Genomic DNA, 19,087 nt, shown 5'->3' with positions numbered 1-19,087 from the left:
CCAACTGCGGTTTGGACAACACTGCCGGCGAGTGACCGAAACCCCCGAGAGCCGTCGATCGGCCCTCAGATCAGTCCGTCGTAGAGCGACCGGTACCGCTCGGCGATGGCGTCGAGCGAGAACGCCTCCCTGCGGGCGGCCGCGCTCGCCCCGAGTCGCTCGCGGAGCGCGGGGTCCGAGAGCCGACGTATCGCGTCCGCGAACGCCTCGGTCTCGGAGTCGGCGTCGACGGGGCCGACCTTGAGGCAGTCCTCGCCGTCGTCGAGCCACGAGAACGTCTCGATGTCACGGACGACGACGGCCTTGCCGGCGGTCATCGCCTCCAGCAGCGCGATCCCCTCGTTCTCCTCGTGGGTCGGGAACAGGAACACGTCGCCCGCGGCGAACGCGCCCCGGACGTCGTCGACGAACCCCGTGAACCTGCAGTTGTCGGGCGACTCCTCGATGAGCCGGGTCGTCTCGCGGCCCTTCAGCGACAGGTCGAGCGGCCCGAACCACGCGAAGTCGACGTCGGGGAGCGCGCGGGCGACATCGACGAACGTCTCTAACCCCTTCCGCTTGATCACGTGGCCGACGAGGAAGACGGTCGGCGGCTCTAGGTCGTACCGCTCGCGGTACTCCGCTTCGAGCGACTCGAAGCCCGCCAGCTTCTCGCGGTCGACGCCGTTCGAGATCACGGTCGTCGGGGCGTCCGCGTACCCCTCGATCACGCCGCGGTTGTACTCCGAGGGGCAGACGAGCGCGTCGGCGAGCCCGTACGCCCGGCGCAGGTAGGGCCGGAGCGGCTTCGCGAGCGCGTTCGTGAACCGGAAGCTGTCGCCGAAGTCCTCCGCGGTGACGTGAGTGTGCGCCACGACCGGAACGCCGCGGTCGCTCGCGCGCTTCGCGTACCACGCCGAGCGCGGTCCCATCAGGTTGCAGTGGAGCACGTCGGCGTCGAGGGTCGGGGCCGTGGTGTACTCGATGCCGACCCGGTCGAGCATCTTCCGCTGGTGGACGACCGACTCGCGGATCCCGCCCGTGACGTGGTCTTCGAACTCGAAGTAGTGGCTGACCTTCATCGGGGAATCGAGGACGGGACGGGGGTCGAGTCCGCGGCGGTCGAGTCGGCGACGGTCGCGGACGCGACCGCGAGGGGCGACGCCGGCGTCGGCTCCGTAGCGTTCAGTTCACTTCCAGCCACGGGACCTCCATCAGCGGTGGGATGTGCGTCTCGATGTGGTGTTCCCAGACGCCCTCCTCGCCGAAGGCCTCGCCGTGGTCGGCGGTGACGACGACGGTCCCGTCGAGCTCCTCGACCAGCTCCGCGACGGATTCGAGGGCGATCCGGAGGTTCTCCTCGTAGAGGCGGAGCGCGGTGACGCGCGTGCCGTCCGTGACGAGGTCGGCCGGGTCGAGCTCCAGCCACAGCCCCGCCTTCTGCGCGAACTCGCTGTCGTCGAGCCGGCTCTCGATCTTGGGCCGGACCGTGTCGCTGAGCGAGGAGAGGAGTCCGCCGCCGTCGTCGTCGTCGCCGGCCGCCTCCTCCGCTTCCTGCTCTCTGATACCCTTTTGTATCTGCTTGAGCTTCTGGCCCTTCCCGCGGGAAAGGTAGGGGGCGTGCGGCTGCATGTAGTGGAGCACCGTGCGGTCGGCCCGCTCGACCGCCTCGGCGTTGTTCCGGAACGCCTCCGCGATCCCCTCAGGGGGGACCGTGCCGAGGTCGTCGTCCCACCCGGTCTTCCAGACGTCGTGGATGTCGCTGATGTGCTCGGAGGCGGTCCACTCGTAGTCGCAGCTCGCGCCCCACTTCAGCTCGTTCAGCGGGATTCCCAGGTCGTTGATGAAGGGATTGCCGGAGAAGTAGGCGATGTCGTGGTCGCCGGTGAACGTCCGGTAAGCCCACTCCGGCGTCGACGAGCCGACGCTCCAGCGCTTCTCGAGGTCGCCGTCGAGGTACTCGTCGTACACGTCCTCGAACACGTCGTAGCGGCACGCGTCGAGGACCAGACAGTAGTCCCACTCTGACTCGAGGAACCGCTGGTCTTCCATAGGTTGCGCGACGCTTCTCCACCGACGGTTGTATTCTTGTTGGTGCTCGGTCGGCCGCCGTCCCGGAATCGCCGGACGGCCGCGATCAGACGTTTCAAGTTCGCCACCGACGCACCGCACCGTATGGACGGAAACCGCCGGCGCGGACTGGTCATCGGCGCGACCGCGGCGGTCGCGATTCTCGCGGTGCTGTTCGCGGTCGTCGGCGCCGGCCGCGTGGTCGACGCGCTGCTGGCGTCCGACCCTTGGCTGGTCGCGGCGACGTTCGGGCTCGCGCTCTGCTGGCTGATCGCGTGGAGCCTCATGCTCAGGACGGTGCTCGGCTCGCTTGACGTCGACCTCCCGGTCGCGACGTCGTTCCTCGTGTACGCGGGGGCCGTCTTCGCGAACAACGTCACGCCCTTCGGACAGGCGGGCGGCGAGCCGGTCACCGCGGCGCTCATCGCGAAGGTGTCCGGCTCGCGATACGAGACGGGGCTCGTCGGCATCGCGAGCGTCGACGTGCTCAACGTCGTTCCCTCGATCTCCTTAGTCTTCCTCGGGGTCGGCGCCTACGCCGCCACCGCCGCCATCGGCGAGCGCCTGGAGGTCGCCGTCGCCGTCGCCGTCGCGCTGATCGCGTCGATCGCGACCGCGATCGCGCTCGGCTGGCGCTACCGTCGGGAGCTCGTCGACCGCCTCCCGGCCGCCGTCGGCGGGCTCCTCGGTCGGCTGCGGCGGTTCGACGCCGCCGCGGTCGAGACGGCGCTCGCGACGCGCCTGCGGAACTTCTTCGAGGACATCGAGCGCGTCGGCACGAGACCCCGGCGCCTCGCGGCCGCGGTCGGGCTCTCCCTCGCGGGGTGGACGCTCCAGGCGACCGCGCTCGCGGTCGCGTTCGCCGCCGTCGGCAGTCCCATCGCACCGGAGGTCGCCCTGTTCGCGGTCCCGCTGGCGTACGTCGCGGGCGCCACGCCGCTGCCCGGCGGACTGGGCGGGATCGAGGCGGCGTTCGTCGCGCTGCTCGTCCCGACCACGGGCGTCGCCGCGGCGACCGTCACCGCCGCCGTGCTCGTGTTCCGCGGCGCCGTCTACTGGCTCCCGACGCTGATCGGCGGGATCTCCGTCTCGGCGATCGGGATCGACGCGATGCGGTGAGCGAGGCGCGCGACGACCCGGACCAGCGTCCCGTCGGTGGGAGAGGAGAGGGGGTCCCTGCGCTCGCCCTCAGCGACCGTCGGCCTCCACGACGCCGGTCAGCTCGTCGGCTTGGAGCCGCACGAGCGCGAACACCGCGTCCGCCGGCGCGTCGAACACGTGATAAAACGGGATCTCCATCTCGCGCTCAGCCTGACTGACCGAGCGGTCGCTCGGGCGGTGAGTGTCTAAGTCGTCGACGGTGCTGCGGTGTTCCGGCTCGCCGCGCGCGAGGACGCTTTTCCAGCCCGCCTCGGTCTCGGCGGCGACGACGAACGTCGCGCGCTCCGTCGCGTCGATGAACTCCCGCTTGCGGCTTCCCGGGGCGTATCCGAGCCTGAAGTAGACGTCTCGGTCGTCCGGGTCGAAGGTGAACGACACCGGGATAGCGTAGGACTCGTTCCCCTTCGCCAACGAGAGGGTCCCCACCGATTGCGTTTCGAGAAACGACTCGATCGCCGCGTCGTCGAGCGCCTCGCCCGTCAGTCGTGTCATGCGCGCACATGTGTCAGAGACAACCTAAATCCATCGCGGCCGTCGTCGGGTCTCTCCGGACCCGTGGCCTCGGTTCCGTCCACGGCGGCGACGCGTACCGTATTCCGAACGATCGCCCGCGGTCTAGCTCGTTCAGAAGAACAGCCACAGCACGAGCAGCGCGTACAGCGTCAGCAGCGCGATCACCGTCAGCCGGATGAGGATGTTGACGCTGAACACGAGCCCGTTGTAGTCGTTCTTGAGGAGCTTGAGGGGGTCCGTCTTCCGGCTCTCCAGCCCGACCGTCGCCGGCGAGACGTCGTCGAGTGCGCGCTCGATCGCCGCTTCGAGGGCGTCGACGTTGGACTGTTTCATGTTCGCGAGCTCGTAGATCGAGGCGTGGGTGTCCGTCGAGAACACGAGGACCTCGTCGAACGCCTCCCCGTAGCGGTCCTCCATCTCGCGGATGTCCGGCGTGACGCCGTTCGTGTCGATCCCGATCGTCAGCACGTCCTGGCCGTCGACGGTCTCGACCACCGCGATCATGTCCTGATCGGTGCGCTCGACCGCGAACCCGGCGGCGTAGCCGTGGAGCGACTCCTCGGCGAGCCGTTCGCGGAAGTCGTCGAAGCGGTCTTTCAGTCGGTCGGCCTCGCTGGAGCCGTACTGCACCTCCTTCGTCGGTCCGTCCTGGATGTCGTGCTTGTGGAGGTCGACCAAGAGCACCTCGGACTCGTCGACGTCCCGCATGAACACCCCGGTGTCGTAGTCGTCGATCCCCTCGCTGTGGAGGTAGACGACCTGCTTGTCGCCGATCCGTCGCCCGTAGAACTCGACCTCGCCGTAGTCCTCGTGGACGAGCCTGGAGGCGCGACCGACGCCGTCGGGATCGGCGACGGCGTCGAGGATCTTCCGGGCGTCGGTCGGGTTCGAGAGGTCCTCCTTGTGCGTGCACGGGACGTGGAGGAAGAAGCCGTGGCTCTCGCCCTCGTTCAGCGCCTCGATGACGTTGCCGCTGAGCTGACCGCCCCCGAACCCGCCCAGCGGCCCGGGGTGGACCCACGGGGCGGCGAGCGTCAGCCGTCGCCCGTTGTCGATCGCGAGGGTCTCCACGACGGGCTCGGCCTCGACGCCGAGGTCCAACGACTCCCGGTCGTTGCGGAGGATCCCGGACGTTAGCGCGAACGCGGAGACGTCCGTGTTGCTCCGGATGAGGTAGTCGACGAGGGCGAGCACCGACACGAGGAACGCGGCCGCGATCAAAAGCGACGCGAACGCGAACACGTGACGGTACGTCGAGAAGCCGAGGTCGCCGCCCGCGAACGCGTAGAAGGCCGCGATCAGCGCCGCCGGCTCCGCGAGCGACACGAGGAGGATCCGCTTGTAGCGGTCGATCCCCGTCGAGACGACGAGCGCGAGGATGTTGATCAGGTAGATCGTGATGAAGAGGAGCCAGACGATACTCCAGACGTTCCCGACGTCGTTGGCGCCGGAGAGCACCAGCGAGTAGACGAACAGGACGAACTGGTTGACGGCGGCGAGAAAGAAGCTCCACGACCGGGGGTAGCTAGGCAGCAGCCGGTGGAACAGCTCCCCGGCGAACAGGAAGGGGAGCAGGAAGAGGAGGACCGCGACCGGCAGGACGCTGGACGGCGCCGGGGAGAGCGGCGTGAACATCGAGAACGCGACGAAGGCGAGGAGGCTGTACACGCCGCTGAGCCCGACGAGCGCCGGTATCTGTACCTTCAGCGGCGGAACGCTGAACACCAGGCGCTGGAAGACGTCGACGTTGTCCGCCCCCATCTACGAGGACACCCCGTAGATGGACTCGAGCTCGTCTATCGTGCGCGTCACGGAGAACCCCTCGACCGCCTCCCGAGTCCGCCGATCGCCGTCGAGACAGTCCCTGACCGCGCGCTCCATGTCGTCGCGGTCGCCGTACGCGAAGCGGGCGCCGTTGGCCTCGCCGATGGTCTCGTCGAACGGGGAGACGTCGGCCGCGGCGACCGGCGTCCCGCAGGCGTTCGCCTCCAGCGTCGAGAGACCGAGAGTGTCGCAGGTCGAGGCGGTGGCGAAGACGTCGAGCGCGGAGTAGAACGCCGGCAGATCCTCCCGCGGGAGGAAGTCTCGGAACCGGGCGTTGTCCGGGGCGTCGCGTTCGAGGGCGTCACGCGCGGGCCCCTCTCCGACGAGTTCGAAGCGCACGTCCGGCATCCGCTCGGCCAGTCGCAGTATCTCGTCGACGTTCTTGTTGCGGGTCATCCGGCCGCTGTAGCCGACGGTCGGCCCGTCGCGCTCGAACCGCGAGTCCTCGACGGGGCGGAACGTCTCCATCTCGATACCGACGGGGAGCTTTCGCGGGGCCACGTCCCGCCGGATCCGCGACGTCGACGCGGTGACGCAGTCGAACGAGCTGAGAAACCGGTTCTCGTAGGCGACGTACAGGCGCCCGGCGACGTCGGAGAGCGACTCCAGCTTCAGCCCCTGAACGAAGTAGTCCTCGACCGGCGTGTGGTGGGTGTACACCGACTTCACGCCGCGCTTCTTCGCGTACCGGCGTCCCATCAGTCCGGTCGACGCGGGACCGTGGCAGTGGACCACGTCGAGGTCGGGAAGCGTGGAGAGCCGGCGGTAGACGGGAACCCGGTACTGGCGGTAGAAGGGGTTCGGCAGCGACCGCACGGGGATCTCCCGCTCGTCCGGCTCGTGGCTGCTCGCCGGGTAGACGACGAACACGTCGTGGCCCCGGTCCTCCAGGCGATCCCGCCACGCGCGGATCGTGTAGGTGACGCCGTCGACGCCGGGAAAGTAGCTGTCTGTGAAGAATCCGATGTTCATACGAGGGTCCGTCGTTCGCGTGTCGTCCGCCGGAGACCGCTCTGCGGAGGGGTGCGGACGACGTTCTGACGAGCCGATCCGCCGACCGCCGCGTCCGCGGCGGACGGGAGCCGGTCGGGCCGCGTCGGCGCGTCTGGATGTGCAGCGGGTCGCACGGGTTCTGTCTCCCGGATTCCCCACCGAAAAGCTTCAACATTTTCATTCCGAGCGCGACCGAGTCCGCGGGGCCGGCCTGCGGCCGTCCCTTGCCACCCCCCTCGCCGCCCGCTCGCCGCTACCTCGCCGCGACCCCACGCTTAATCCGACGGGGCGCGGATCCAGAGGCATGATATCGACGGAACGCATGGCCGCGGTCGACGCCAACGCCGCCGCCCTCGGCGTGCCGCGCAAGCAGCTGATGGAGTCGTCGGGCAACGCGGTCGCTCGCGAGGTCCGGGCCGTCGCCGACTCGGGCGCCGAGGTCGCGCTGCTGTGCGGGCGCGGGAACAACGGGGGCGACGCGTTCGTCGCCGCGCGGTTCCTCTCCGCGTACGACGCGACGGTGCACCTGCTCGGCCGGCCGGAATCGATCCGCAGCGACATCGCGCGGGAGAACTGGGCGGCGCTCGACGCGGCCGAGATCCCGACCGAGACCGTCACCGACTCGGCGGACCTGTCGCTCGGCGACCCCGACGTCGTCGTCGACGCGATGCTCGGAACGGGGGTCACGGGCGCGCTCCGGGAGCCCGAGCGGACGGCGGCGCGGCTGGCGAACGAGAGCGACGCGACGGTCGTCGCCGTCGACGTCCCCTCCGGGATCGACGCCGACACGGGCGAACCGACGGGAGCCGGTGGCGGTTCGGACGGCCGGGCCGACGCCGGCCGTCGCGTCGAGGCCGACCGCGTCGTCACCTTCCACGACGAGAAGCCGGGGCTCGGCGCGCTCGACGCCGCGGTGACGGTCGCGGACATCGGAATCCCGGCGGCCGCGGAGCGGTACACCGGGCCCGGCGACCTGCTCGCGCTCGGTCGCGACCCGGACTCGCACAAAGGGGAGAACGGCGAGGTGCTCGTCGTCGCCGGCGGCCCCTACACCGGCGCGCCGTCGCTGGCCGCGCGGGCCGCGCTCCGGGCCGGCGCCGACCTCGTGCGCGTCGCCTGCCCGGAGACCGTCGCGCGGGAGGTGCAGGGGTACTCGGCCGACCTGATCGTCCGCGGGCTCCCGGGCGGCCGGCTCGGCCCGGCCCACGTCGACCGCGTCGCGGAGTTGGCGGCCGACAACGACGTCGTCGTGTTCGGGCCGGGACTGGGCGACGACGACGCCACGCTGGAGTTCGTCCGCGAGTTCCTCGCCGGCTACGACGGCCGGGCCGTGGTCGACGCCGACGCGCTCCGCGCGGTCCCCGAGGTCGACACCGACGCGACGCTGGTCTGTACGCCCCATCAGGGCGAACTCGTCGGGATGGGCGGCGAGACCGCGGCCGACCCCGACGAGCGCGCGGCGCTCGTTCGGGCGTTCGCCGCCGACCTCGGTCACACCTTGCTCGTGAAGGGCGCGGTCGACGTGATCAGCGACGGCGACGGCGACGCCGTGCGACTGAACCGGACGGGGAACCCGGGCATGACGGTCGGCGGAACGGGCGACGTGCTCGCCGGGACCGTCGGCGCGCTGGCGGCCGTCACCGACCCGTTCCGGGCGGCCGCGATCGGGGCGTACGTCAACGGGCGGGCCGGCGACGCCGCGGCCACCGCCCGCGGGAACGGCCTCGTGGCGACGGACTTACCCGACCGGCTTCCCGAGGCGATGCGTGATGAGTGACGAGCGCGAGCCCGCCGACGGAGCCACCGACGAGCTGACCCACACCGACGACTCCGGCGAGGTCCGGATGGTCGACGTCGGCGCGAAGCCGGACACGAGCCGCCGCGCGGTCGCGCGCGGCGAGATCCGACTGACGCCCTCGACGATCGCGGCCGTCGAGGCCGACGAGGTCGGGAAGGGGGACGTGCTCGCGACCGCTCGGATCGGCGCCGTGCAGGCCGTCAAACACACGTGGGAGACGATCCCGATGTGCCACCAGATCCCGATCACGAACGTCGACACCGACTTCGCGGTCGGCGACGACCGGATCGAGCTGACCGTCGCGGTGGAGACGACCGGCAAGACCGGCTGTGAGATGGAGGCGCTGGAGGGCGTCACCACCGGGCTCAACACGGTCTGGGACATGGTGAAGGCCGCCGAGAAGGACGCGGACGGCGGCTACCCCGACACGCGGATCGCGGACGTCGAAGTCGTCGAGAAGACGAAGCGGGCGATCGACGGGTAACCGCTCCGGGCGAGGCGACGGCGGGCCGGAAGCGACGGTCCCGGTGCGGACGGGAGCGGTCCGTCCCGTCAGTCGTCCGCGGGCTCCGCGTCGTCCGCGGACTCTCCGCCGTCTGTCACGGTAACCGCGATGTCCGCCGCCGCGGCCTTGTACTCCGGAATCTTCGCGCGGTCGTCCAGCACGTCGTTCGTGAGGCGGTTCGCCGAGGCGGCGGCGAAGTGCGGCGTCGTCCAGACGACGCCCTCCTTGATGTCCTCGGTCACCTGCGCCTTCACCTCGATCTCGCCGCGACGGGAGCGGAGCGTGACCACGTCGCCGTCCTCGATGCCGTACTCCGCGGCGTCGTTCGGGTGGACGTCGACGAAGTTCTCCGGGTGCTGACGCGACAGCGTCGGCGAGCGCCGGCTCATCGTCCCCGTGTTGTAGTGTTCCTCGAGTCGCGCGGTGGTGAGGATCAGCGGGTACTCCTCGTCCGGCACCTCGGCCGGCGGCTGGTGGCGGACGCCCTCGATCTGACCGAGGCCGTTCTCCGTGTCGAAGGAGTCCTCGTAGAGGTACTGATCGCCCTCGTCGCCCTCCTCGTAGCAGGGCCACTGGATCCCTTCCTCGCCGAGCGCGTCGTAGGTCATCCCGTGGTAGCTCGGACACACCCGGCGGAGCTCCTCGAAGACGGCCTCGGCGTCCTCGAAGCGGAACTCGTCCTCGCTGAAGAGGCGGCTCCCGACCTCCATCAGGATGTCGAGGTCGTGCTTCGTGTTCTCGTGGACCGTGTCGACGCCGCGCATCCGTTGGACGCGGCGGTCGGTGTTGGTGACTGTGCCACCGCGCTCTGCCCACGTCGTCGCCGGCAGGACGACGTCGGCGAACTTCGCGGTCTCGGTCATGAAGATGTCTTGGGCCACCATGAACTCCAGCGACTTCAGCCGCTCTTCGACCTCGTTGCCGTCGGGTTCGCTCATGACGGGGTTCTCGCCCATGACGTACAGGCCGTGGACGGAGTGGCCCGCCTCGTGGGAGATCTCGACGTTCGTGAGCCCGGGCTCGTCGGGCACCTCGAAGCCCCAAACGTCCTCGACGCTCTTCCGGGCCTCGTCGTCGTCGACGAGCTGGTAGCCCGGTAGGACGTTCGGCATCGCACCGACGTCACACGTGCCCTGGACGTTGTTCTGGCCGCGGAGCGGGTTGACGCCGGTGCCGGGCCGGCCGAGGTTCCCCGTGATCAGCGCGAGGTTGATCTCGTTCTGCACGTTGTCGACGCCGCAGGTGTGCTGGCTCATCCCCATCCCGGTGAAGATGGCGGCGTTGTTCGCCATCGCGTACTTCTCCGCGGCGAGCTCGATGTCCTCGAGGGGGACGCCCGCCTCCTCGGCGGCCGCCTCCTTGTCGAAGTCCGCGAGCGTCTCTTTCAAGTGCTCGAACCCCTCGGTGCGCTCCTCGACGAACTCCTCGTCGATCCAGCCCGCGTCGGGCTCTTCCTCGTGGCGTTCGAGGATCGTCTTCAGAACGACGTTGAGCAGAGGAATGTCGGCTCCCGGGTTCAACTGGAGGTGCATGTGCCGGTCGGTCTCGTCGATCTCGAACGACCGGGTCGTCTTGTTCGCGTGGGGGTCGACCTGGATGACGGTCGCGCCCTCCAGGACGGCCTGCCGGAAGTACTGGCTGTTGGCGATCGGGTGCTGCTCGCCCGGGTTCGCCCCCTGGATCCAGAACACGTCGGCCGCCTCCTCGAGGTCCTCCATGCTGTTCGTCATCGCACCCGCGCCGAGGCTGGTCCGGAGCGCCCACACCGTCGAGGCGTGGCACATCCGCGTGCAGTTGTCGACGTTGTTGGTGCCGTACCGGCGAGCGAGCTTCTGGAGGAGGTAGTTCTCCTCGTTCATCGTCTTCGAGGACCCGAAGAAGCCCATCGCGTCGGGGTCGTAGTCGTCCCGGATACGCTCCATCTCCGAGACGATCCGGTCGTACGCCTCCTCCCACGTCGCCTCGCGGAACTCGCCGTCCTCCTTTATGAGCGGCTCCGTGAGACGGTCCTCGTGGTCGACGACCTGCGTCGCCGCGCCGCCCTTGATGCAGACGCGCCCCTCGTTGACCGGGGCCTCGCCCCACGGCATGAAGTTTACGTCGCCGGGGTCGTCGCCCTGGTTCACCTTGATCCCGCACCCGACGCCGCAGTACGGGCAGATCGTTTTCACCGCCTCGTCTCCCTCAGTCGACATGGTACTCACCCTGACGTGCAGTCATATATCACGATTTGTGATGCCTCCTGCATCAGTGTATCGGTCGTTTCAACAGTGTGATGCGTCGTGAGCGGGGGCGGCGCGCCCGCGAAGGCCGACTCGGACTCCGGACGCCCGCTCCCAACGCCCCCTCGCTGCACGCTCGCACTCCGGACGCTCGCCGCCAACGCCCGCCGAACCGTTTTGTCGACGGCCGGCGTTCGGCCGGTATGGACACGACACTCGCCGACGTCGAGGCGCGCGTGGACGAGCACGTCGAGACGTACCGCGAGACCGCCCCCTTCCACCCGGTCGAGGCGGAGTCGATCGAGACGCTCCCGGACGCGTTCCGCGCCGGCGACTACGGCAGGCGGGACGTCGAGTGGGTCGTCCGCTGGTACTTCCGGCGCCGCGTCGACGCGATCGACCAGGAAGAGCGTCGGGCGGTCGAGGGGGCCGTCGAGGACGCGGACCCGAGCGAGCTCCGCGGGGCGATGTGGGACGCGATCGACGCGCTCGACGAGGCGGCCCCCGAGGAGGGCGGCGACGGCGACCCGCGAGCGCCCGCCCACCACCGCGCCCTCGACGCGCTCGCGGACCTGCCCGGCGTCGACGTCGCGATCGCTTCCGCGCTGCTCTGGTTCCTCGACCCGGACCGGTTCCTCGTCGTCGGCGACCGCGAGTGGCGAGTCGTCGCGGCGCTCACCGACCTCGACCCGGCGTATCCGGACCCGATGACGCCGGCGGCGTACGACCGCTACCTCGACGCGGCCCGGACGCTGGCGGACCGGCTCGGCGTCGACCACTGGCGACTCTACATGGTGATACAGCGGGTGTACGCGGAGGAGTTCGGCGGCGAGGGCGGCGACGCCGACGGGTGACCGCGAGTAGCCGGACGGCTACCGGTCGAGGAACGGCGGGATCACGATCTCGGCGCGCTTCTCGTCGCCGCGCACGACGACGCTCACCTCGGCCCCCGGCTCGACGTAGCTCTCGTGGAGGTAGCCGAGGCCGATCGGCTCGTCGAGCGTCGGGCTCATGGTCCCGGAGGTGAGGTGTCCGATCCGAGTGAGGTCGCCGTCGGTCACCGCGTAGCCCCCGCGGGGGACGCCGCGCTCCAGGAGGCGGACGCCGACGAACCGCTCGTCGACCCCCTCCGCCTTCTGTCGCTCGAGCGCGTCGCGGCCGACGAACTCCGTGTCCAGCTTCGCGACGAACCCGATCCGCGCCTCGTAGGGGGTTCGGGGCTCGTCGTCGGGGTCGAAGTCCTGCCCGGAGAGGAGGTAGCCCATCTCCGTCCGGAGGGTGTCTCGCGCGCCGAGCCCGCACGGCTGTGCGGCCGGCTCGGCTCCGCCCTCGCCGGCGAACGCCGACCAGACGTCTTCGACCGCGTCGGTCGGACACAGTATTTCGAACCCGTCCTCCCCGGTGTATCCGGTTCGGGCGACCCAGCTGTCGGCGCCCGCGACCGCGGCGACCGTCGCCTCGAACTTCGGGAGGCCGACCACGCGGTCGGCGGGGGTCGCGTCGTCGACCGCGTCGGCCGCGTCCGGGCCCTGCACCGCGAGCATCGCCCAGTCGTCGGTGACGTTCGCGACGGTCGCGTCGAGCCCCGCCTCGTCGCGGTACTCCGTCCACCGGTCGGTCATCTGGTCGTCGTGGCCCGCGTTCGGGACGAAGAGGTACGCGGGGTCGCCGGCGGCGGCGTCGAGGTCGCGGTCCATGCCGGCCAGCGCGTCGGCGCCCGTCCCGGCCTCGATCCCGTCAGGGAGCCGGTAGACGACGGTGTCGTCGAGCATGACCCCCTCCTCGTCCGTGATCGCCGCGTACTGCGAGTCGCCCGGATCGAGCGCCGCCGCGTCGTTTGTCGTCAGGCGGTTCATCAGCGCCGTCGCGTCCGGGCCGGACACCTCGACCTCGCTCATGTGCGAGACGTCGAAGACGCCGACGGACTCTCGGACCGCGGCGTGCTCCTCGCGGATCGACCCGAACTCGACCGGCATCTGCCAGCCGCCGAAGTCGGTGAACTTCGCGCCGCGCGCCTCGTGGGTCTCGTGGAGGGGTGGAAGCCGATCGGTCATGGCCGAACGGTCGCCGGGACGCGCCTAAGGTCTTGCCATCGGGGCGGTCTCGGCGCCCGGAGTCGCAGGGTCTCGGCGCCCGACCGCCGCCGGAAGGGGCGGGGGCGCCGACAGGCTCAAGCCGCTTCCCCACTCCCTGACTCGCGTGAAGCGGAACGTCTCCGAACTCCTCGCGCCCGCCGCGGCGGTCCTGCTCGTGGCGCTCGTCGTCGCGGCGGCCGCGGGCGTGTGGCCCCCGTTCGTCGCCGTCGAGAGCGGGAGCATGGAGCCGACCGTCGAACGCGGCGACCTCGTGGTCGTCACCGCGACGGAGCGGTTCCCCTGGCGCGGGCTGGTCGGACACGCCGAGCCCGACGCGCCCGCGCGGCTCGGGGGCGCGGGAGACGTAGTGGTCTTCGACCCCCCGGACGGGGAGACGCGGCCGATCCTCCACCGGCTCGCGTTCCGGGTCAGCGCGGGCGAGGACTGGACCGACCGCGCTGACCCCGCGCTGCTCGACGGCGACTGCGCAGACCTGGCGAGCTGTCCCGCGCCCTACGACGGCTACATCACCTTCGGCGACGCGAACGGCGAGTACGACCAGAGCGCGGGGATCGCCCCGGTCGTCCGGGAGGAGTGGATCTCCGCCAAGGCGCTGGTGTCGGTCCCGAACCTCGGCTGGTTCCGGGTCGGCGTCGACGCCGCGCTCGCCCGCCTCGGGCTCCTCCCGACCGCCGTCGGTATCGGCGGCGCCGCGGCGATCGCGGGCGGCTTCGGCGCGGTGCTGATCGGGTGGGCGGGTCGCGTTCGCGGCGGCGGGCGGAGGTAGCTCGGTGCCGGACGTTACTCGGGTTGGGAGTCCGCGGCCGCGTCCGACCCGATCGCCGCGTCCCCCTCGACCGCGTTCGGTTCGCCGGGCTCGCCGCCGTCCGAGCCGGCCTCCCCGTCGTCCGCGCCGACCTCGTCGAGCGTCACGGACCCGGTCGCGGCGTTCCGCAGGGCGTCGGACCGCCCGAACTCGCCGGGCGCGATGGCGAGGGTCCGGATCCCGTAGCCGTTCGCCGTCTCGACGACGGGCTTGAAGTCGGTGTCGCGGGAGGCGATCGCGAGGACGGACATCCGGTTCTCGGCCGCGAACTGGGCGGCGTCGACCGCGAGCTTCACGTCGACGTCGCCGCTCGTGATCACGACCTCGAACCCGCGCGCCTCCGCGGCCTGTATCAGCCCCGGGGTCGCGTGCTCGTCGAGGTAGAGCCGCGTCGTCACGAGCGGCCCCTCGGCCTCGGCCGCCCGTCGGACGTCGTCGAGGTCGACGTCGAACTCCTCGCGCAACACGTTCGGTCCGTCGACGAACAGCGCCACGCCGACCGGCTCCTCGTCCTCCCGACTGGATTCCATGCGTCGGGGTCGGCGGCGGGCGGAAATATGCGTGCTGGTCCGAGACGACCGCCGACCGCTCCGTTCCCCGCGTCGCCAGCGGCGTTATACACCTTATATCCGTTTTACCACCTGATTGACGACCGTAGTGAATATACGGAGAATTAAAGTAGTATGTCCAAGAATAACGGGTTAAGATGTCGAACTACGACACCTTCACTGTAATTTCCGAACAGAACGATCACGAATGCACCACGGTTCGTGCACATCCGCGCAACGAGACGTACCACGTCGTCGACTACGCCGACGACGACGCCCGCGAGGAGGTGGCCGACCTGCCGGTCGGCTCGGTCGTCAAGATGGAGCTGTCGCGCGCCGGTCGCCGCAGCAACGTCTGGCGCGCCGAGTCGGTCCGGACCGCGCACACTGACGGGGGAAAACGGGAGTAGACGGCGGCGAATCGTCCGGTCTCGCCGCTCTCACGGCCGCGCGCCTCAGGTCTTTCCTCGCCCTCTATCTCAAACGAACTCCGGTTACCTAACGGTCCCGCGTCAGCCGCGGGTTCGTCACCGCGCCGTCGGCCGCCGAGGCGAAGTCGCGAGCGTACTTCGCGAGGATACCGCCCTCGTACTGCGGCGCGGGCGCCTCCCACGCCTCGCGGCGCTCCTCGAACTCCTCGTCGGAGAGGTCGACGCTGAGGTCGCGCTCGGGGATGTCGACGGTGACGTGGTCGCCGTCCTCGATGAGGCCGACCGGGCCGCCGTCGGCCGCCTCGGGGGCGACGTGGCCGATCATCGGGCCCCGCGTCGCGCCGGAGAAGCGCCCGTCGGTGAGGAGCGCCACGTCGTCCTCGTGGCCCGCGCCGACGACGGCGGCGGTGACGCCGAGCATCTCGCGCATCCCCGGCCCGCCGGTCGGCCCCTCGTTGCGGATCACGATCACGTCGCCGGAGTCGACCGCGCCCGACTGGACGTACTCCATCGCGTCCTCCTCGTGCTCGAACACGCGGGCGGGCCCCTCGTGGTAGAACTCGTCGTCGCCGGTCACCTTCAGCACGGAGCCCTCGGGCGCGAGGTTCCCCTTGAGGATCTTGATCGCGCCCTCCTCCTCCTTCGGCTCGTCCACGGTGTAGAGGAAGTCGGCCTCGATCTCCGAGTCGTCGGGGAGCGCGCCGCTCTCCTCTAGTTCCGCGATCTCCTCGGCGAGGGTGCGGCCGGTGACGGTCATCGCGTCGCCGTGGAGCAGATCGGCCTCCAGGAGGCGGCGGAGCACGACCGGCACGCCGCCGACCTCGTGGAGGTCGTTCATCACGCGGCTCCCGCCGGGCTGGAGGTCGGCGATCTTCGGCGTGCGCCGCGAGATCTCGTCGAAGTCCTCGATCGAGAGGTCGACGTCGGCCTCGGCGGCCAGCGCGAGCAGGTGGAGGACGCCGTTCGTCGAACCGCCGATGGCGGTCTGGAGAGCGATCGCGTTCTCGAACGACTCCCGCGAGAGGACGTCGGAGGGGCGGCGGTCGTTCTCGATGCAGTCCAAGACCAGCTCGCCGGCCCGCTCCGCGACCTCGTAGCGCTCTTTGTCCTCGGCGGGCGCGGAGGCCGAGCCGAGCGGCGCCATCCCGAGCGCCTCGGAGATGGAGGCCATCGTGTTGGCGGTGAACATCCCGCCGCACGAGCCCGCGCCGGGGCAGGCGTGGCGCTCCAGCTCGTCGAGCTCCTCGCCGCTCATGTCGCCCTCGGCGTAGGCGCCGACGCCCTCGAACACCTGGACGATGGTGACGTCGCGCCCCTCGTGTTCGCCGGGCATGATCGAGCCGCCGTAGAGGAACACGGAGGGGAGGTCCGTGCGGATCGACGCCATCAGCATGCCGGGGAGGTTCTTGTCGCAGCCGGCGACGGTCACCAGCGCGTCCACGCGCTCGCCGAACGAGACGAGCTCGACCGAGTCGGCGATGACCTCGCGGGAGATCAGGCTCGCCTTCATCCCCTCCGTCCCCATCGAGATGGCGTCCGAGATGGTGATCGTTCCGAACTCGATCGGCATCCCGCCCGCCGCGTCGATCCCGTCGATCGCCGCGTCGGCGACGTCGTCGAGGTGGACGTTACACGGCGTGATGTCGGCGGCGGGGTTCGGCACGCCGACGAGCGGCGCGGAGAGGTCCTCGTCGTCGAACCCCATCGCCCGGAACATCGAGCGGTGGGGGGCGCGCTCGGCGCCCTCCGTCACGTCTCTGCTCCGCAGGTCCTCGTCCTTCTCCCCCGCGAACCGGTCCGCGTCGCCTCCGCGTCGCCGAGGGGCCTCCCCCTCGTCGGATCGTGGCTGCTGTTCGCTCATACCTGACCCTGTCGCTCGGGGGTCTTAAACGACCGCAAGGGGGCGAGGGTTGCTCGCGGAGACGAACCGGTTCGGGCCCAGTCCGATCGGTCCCTCGACCGACCGAAGAACTATGTCAACGGGCCGGCTGTACCGAGCGTGGAACTCGCAATCCTCAGCGACACGCACGTCCCCGAACAGGCGGAGGGCCTCCCGGAGCCGTTCCGCGATCGGATCGCGACGGCGGATCACGTCGTTCACACCGGCGACTTCGGCTCCGTCGAGGCGTTCGAGGCGGTCCGGTCGGCGGCGACGGAACTGACCGCGGTGTACGGGAACGCGGACCCGGCCGAGATCGACCTGCCCCCCGTCGCCTCCGTCTCCGTGGAGGGCGTCTCGTTCGTCGCCTCACACGGGATGGTCAACTTCGTCGAGCGCGCGATCGGGAGCACGGAGGGCGTCGTCTTCGACGAGGACGACTGGTTCGACGCGGTCGTCGACGTCGCTCGGGCGCGTGCCGACGGCGACGAGACCCTCGTGGGCGTCGCCGGTCACTCTCACGAGGTCGTAACCGAGACGCGGGGCGACGTCACCGTCCTGAACCCGGGGACCGCGACCGGCGTCGGCGGCGAGGACGTCCCGGCGACCATGCTGACGGCCGAGGTCGCGGCCGGGGAGGTCGACGTCACGGACCACACCGCCTGAGCGGCCCGCGAACTCACACCCGCGCCTTCAGTTCGACCCGGTAGCCAAACGGGTCCCTGACGTACACCGCCGGCGCCTCCCCGGTCGCGCCGAGCGGCTCGTCGAGCGTCTTCTCGATCTCGACGCCGGCCGCGTCCAGTTCGGCCTCGATCTCGTCGATCGACTCCTCGACGACGACGGCGACGTGGTCGTAGTTCGTCGCCGTCGGCGGCTCGAACTCGTCGGTCGGCCAGAGGTGGACGACCGCCGTCGCCGACAGCCGCACGTCGAAGAACGGCTTCTCGTCGGCCGCGTACAGCGCGTCCTCGATGCCGAAGCCGAGCCGCTCGCCGTAGAACTCCCGGGCGTCGGCGACGCCGTCCTCGGGGATCCGGACGTTGACGTGGTCGATGTGACGTGCCTGCATACCCGGAGATTTGTCGGCGCGGCGCAAAAGGTGCGGCGGTGGCGACGGGACCCGTCAGGCGAACGCCTTCAGGATCCCCGCCCCGTCCGTGCTCCGGCCGAGGTCCGGGAGCGTGGCGCGCTCGGGATGCGGCATGAGGACGGCGACCGTCTCCCGCTCGCCGATGACGCCGGCGACGTTGTCGGTCGAGCCGTTCGGGTTGGCCGCGTCGGTGACGTTCCCGTCGACGTCGCAGTAGCGGAAGAGGACGCGGTCGTCGGCGACGAGGTCGGCGTGGGCGTCCTCGCCGATCTCGAATCTCCCCTCGCCGTGCGCGATCGGGACCTCGATGACGTCGCGCTCGTCGTAGGCGGCGGTCCACGGCGTGTCCGCGCGCTCGACGCGCAGATGGACCGGTTCGCACTGGAAGCGCGCGGAGGCGTTGGTGGTGAACGCGCCGGGGACGAGCCCGGACTCCGCGCCGATCTGCGCGCCGTTACAGACGCCGATCACGGGGACGCCGTCGGCGGCGGCCTCCCGCACCTCGGTCATGACCGGGGCGCGGGCGGCCATCGCGCCGGCGCGGAGGTAGTCGCCGTACGAGAAGCCGCCGGGGAGGACGATGCCCTCGGTGTCGGCCGGGAGACCGTCCTCGTGCCAGACGCGCTCGGCCTCGACTCCGAGGTGCTCCAGCGCGCGGACCGCGTCGCGGTCGCAGTTGGAGCCGCCGAACTGGACGACGGCGACCGTCACGCCGACCACCCCGCGTGGGCGGCCGCGACGACCGCGCCGGTGACGAGCGGCGTCGTCTCGACGACGGCGACCGTCATCGCTCCGCGACCGCGACGTCGTAGTCGTGGATGGTCGGGTTCGCGAGGAGCCGCTCTGCCATCTCATCGGCGCGGTCGGCGGCCTCGTCGGCGTCGGCCGCATCCAGGTCCACCTCGAAGCGGTCGGCCGACCGGAGGTCAGACAGCTCGAACCCGAGGCGTTCCAACGCCTGCTGGGTGGTCTCGGCCTCCGGGTCGAGGACGCCCCGCTTCAGCCGGACCGTCACCGTCGCGGTGTATGCCGTCATGCTCGATACTGCGAAGTCGTGTGTAAAAACCGTTTTGGAACGCCTCTTATATCCATGTTCGTGGGTATATATTGGTCGATCATGCCGGTGGCAGACCCCGCGCGGAACGAAAGGGGCAAACCCCTCCGCGCTCT

At 70.4% G+C, this 19,087-nt stretch carries 19 protein-coding genes; 7 read left to right on the top strand and 12 right to left on the bottom strand.

Annotated features, from left to right (window positions below):
• Positions 1–65: 65 nt before the first annotated feature.
• A complete protein-coding gene (locus DJ82_RS05835) occupies positions 66–1,061 on the bottom strand; it encodes a glycosyltransferase family 4 protein (protein ID WP_094581280.1) in 996 nt (331 codons plus the stop codon).
• A 103-nt stretch (positions 1,062–1,164) separates the two neighbouring features.
• The gene (locus DJ82_RS05830; RefSeq protein ID WP_094522338.1) at positions 1,165–2,031 is read right to left on the bottom strand and encodes a hypothetical protein; all 867 of its coding nucleotides are present in this window, start codon (positions 2,029–2,031) and stop codon (positions 1,165–1,167) included.
• A 123-nt stretch (positions 2,032–2,154) separates the two neighbouring features.
• Here DJ82_RS05830 and DJ82_RS05825 point away from each other — a divergent pair, with 123 nt between their 5' ends.
• Positions 2,155–3,168, top strand: coding sequence for a lysylphosphatidylglycerol synthase transmembrane domain-containing protein (locus DJ82_RS05825; RefSeq protein ID WP_094581279.1), 1,014 nt, complete (start codon positions 2,155–2,157; stop codon positions 3,166–3,168).
• Between the two features lie 69 nt (positions 3,169–3,237).
• Here the strand turns inward: DJ82_RS05825 and DJ82_RS05820 are convergent, their stop codons facing one another.
• The 3 genes from DJ82_RS05820 to DJ82_RS05810 form a co-directional block, all read right to left on the bottom strand.
• Positions 3,238–3,702, bottom strand: coding sequence for a pyridoxamine 5'-phosphate oxidase family protein (locus DJ82_RS05820; protein WP_094522336.1), 465 nt, complete (start codon positions 3,700–3,702; stop codon positions 3,238–3,240).
• A 132-nt stretch (positions 3,703–3,834) separates the two neighbouring features.
• The gene (locus tag DJ82_RS05815) at positions 3,835–5,484 is read right to left on the bottom strand and encodes a DUF2070 family protein (protein ID WP_094581278.1); all 1,650 of its coding nucleotides are present in this window, start codon (positions 5,482–5,484) and stop codon (positions 3,835–3,837) included.
• Positions 5,485–6,519: a glycosyltransferase gene (locus DJ82_RS05810; RefSeq protein WP_094522334.1), complete on the bottom strand. Its 1,035-nt coding sequence runs from the start codon at positions 6,517–6,519 to the stop codon at positions 5,485–5,487.
• A gap of 325 nt (positions 6,520–6,844) precedes the next feature.
• Between DJ82_RS05810 and DJ82_RS05805 the strand changes: the two genes are divergently transcribed.
• Together DJ82_RS05805 and moaC are read left to right on the top strand one after the other, a co-directional pair.
• Positions 6,845–8,317 carry an NAD(P)H-hydrate dehydratase gene (locus DJ82_RS05805; protein ID WP_094581277.1) on the top strand — a complete coding sequence of 491 codons (1,473 nt, stop codon included), beginning with the start codon at positions 6,845–6,847 and terminating at the stop codon, positions 8,315–8,317.
• Positions 8,310–8,822, top strand: coding sequence for a cyclic pyranopterin monophosphate synthase MoaC (gene moaC, locus DJ82_RS05800; protein WP_094581276.1), 513 nt, complete (start codon positions 8,310–8,312; stop codon positions 8,820–8,822). Before DJ82_RS05805 ends, moaC begins: the two co-directional genes overlap by 8 nt.
• A 68-nt stretch (positions 8,823–8,890) precedes the next feature.
• Here the strand turns inward: moaC and fdhF are convergent, their stop codons facing one another.
• A complete protein-coding gene (gene fdhF, locus DJ82_RS05795) occupies positions 8,891–11,038 on the bottom strand; it encodes a formate dehydrogenase subunit alpha (protein ID WP_094522331.1) in 2,148 nt (715 codons plus the stop codon).
• Positions 11,039–11,268: 230 nt separating this feature from the next.
• Between fdhF and DJ82_RS05790 the strand changes: the two genes are divergently transcribed.
• Positions 11,269–11,919 (top strand): hypothetical protein, encoded by a 651-nt coding sequence (locus DJ82_RS05790; RefSeq protein WP_094522330.1) that lies wholly within the window; start codon positions 11,269–11,271, stop codon positions 11,917–11,919.
• Between the two features lie 18 nt (positions 11,920–11,937).
• On the opposite strand, the gene gcvT is transcribed toward DJ82_RS05790, so the two are convergent.
• A complete protein-coding gene (gene gcvT / locus DJ82_RS05785) occupies positions 11,938–13,119 on the bottom strand; it encodes a glycine cleavage system aminomethyltransferase GcvT (RefSeq protein ID WP_094581275.1) in 1,182 nt (393 codons plus the stop codon).
• Positions 13,120–13,264: 145 nt separating this feature from the next.
• Here gcvT and DJ82_RS05780 point away from each other — a divergent pair, with 145 nt between their 5' ends.
• A complete protein-coding gene (locus DJ82_RS05780) occupies positions 13,265–13,927 on the top strand; it encodes a S26 family signal peptidase (RefSeq protein WP_094581274.1) in 663 nt (220 codons plus the stop codon).
• A 14-nt stretch (positions 13,928–13,941) separates the two neighbouring features.
• Here the strand turns inward: DJ82_RS05780 and DJ82_RS05775 are convergent, their stop codons facing one another.
• Entirely contained in the window at positions 13,942–14,496 is a 555-nt protein-coding gene (locus DJ82_RS05775) for an NYN domain-containing protein (RefSeq protein WP_241881434.1), read from the bottom strand.
• Positions 14,497–14,672: 176 nt separating this feature from the next.
• Between DJ82_RS05775 and DJ82_RS05770 the strand changes: the two genes are divergently transcribed.
• Positions 14,673–14,924 carry a hypothetical protein gene (locus DJ82_RS05770; protein ID WP_094522327.1) on the top strand — a complete coding sequence of 84 codons (252 nt, stop codon included), beginning with the start codon at positions 14,673–14,675 and terminating at the stop codon, positions 14,922–14,924.
• An 88-nt stretch (positions 14,925–15,012) separates the two neighbouring features.
• On the opposite strand, the gene ilvD is transcribed toward DJ82_RS05770, so the two are convergent.
• Complete coding sequence (gene ilvD, locus DJ82_RS05765) at positions 15,013–16,806, bottom strand: dihydroxy-acid dehydratase (protein ID WP_094581273.1); 1,794 nt, start codon at positions 16,804–16,806, stop codon at positions 15,013–15,015.
• 138 nt (positions 16,807–16,944) lie between these two features.
• On the opposite strand from ilvD, the gene DJ82_RS05760 reads away from it, so the two are divergent.
• A complete protein-coding gene (locus DJ82_RS05760; RefSeq protein ID WP_094526782.1) occupies positions 16,945–17,490 on the top strand; it encodes a YfcE family phosphodiesterase in 546 nt (181 codons plus the stop codon).
• Positions 17,491–17,503: 13 nt separating this feature from the next.
• Here the strand turns inward: DJ82_RS05760 and DJ82_RS05755 are convergent, their stop codons facing one another.
• The 3 genes from DJ82_RS05755 to purS form a co-directional block, all read right to left on the bottom strand.
• Positions 17,504–17,896, bottom strand: coding sequence for a VOC family protein (locus DJ82_RS05755; RefSeq protein WP_094526783.1), 393 nt, complete (start codon positions 17,894–17,896; stop codon positions 17,504–17,506).
• A gap of 54 nt (positions 17,897–17,950) precedes the next feature.
• Positions 17,951–18,628: a phosphoribosylformylglycinamidine synthase I gene (gene purQ / locus DJ82_RS05750; protein WP_094581306.1), complete on the bottom strand. Its 678-nt coding sequence runs from the start codon at positions 18,626–18,628 to the stop codon at positions 17,951–17,953.
• A gap of 73 nt (positions 18,629–18,701) precedes the next feature.
• Positions 18,702–18,953, bottom strand: a complete 252-nt coding sequence (gene purS / locus DJ82_RS05745) for a phosphoribosylformylglycinamidine synthase subunit PurS (RefSeq protein WP_004595793.1) — start codon at positions 18,951–18,953, stop codon at positions 18,702–18,704.
• Between the last annotated feature and the right edge of the window lie 134 nt (positions 18,954–19,087).

The organism is Halorubrum sp. Ib24 (genome assembly GCF_002252745.1).
GTDB lineage: Archaea > Halobacteriota > Halobacteria > Halobacteriales > Haloferacaceae > Halorubrum.
The sequence above is the reverse complement of the archived record's forward strand: the minus strand, read 5'-3'. Positions and strand labels throughout refer to the sequence as shown.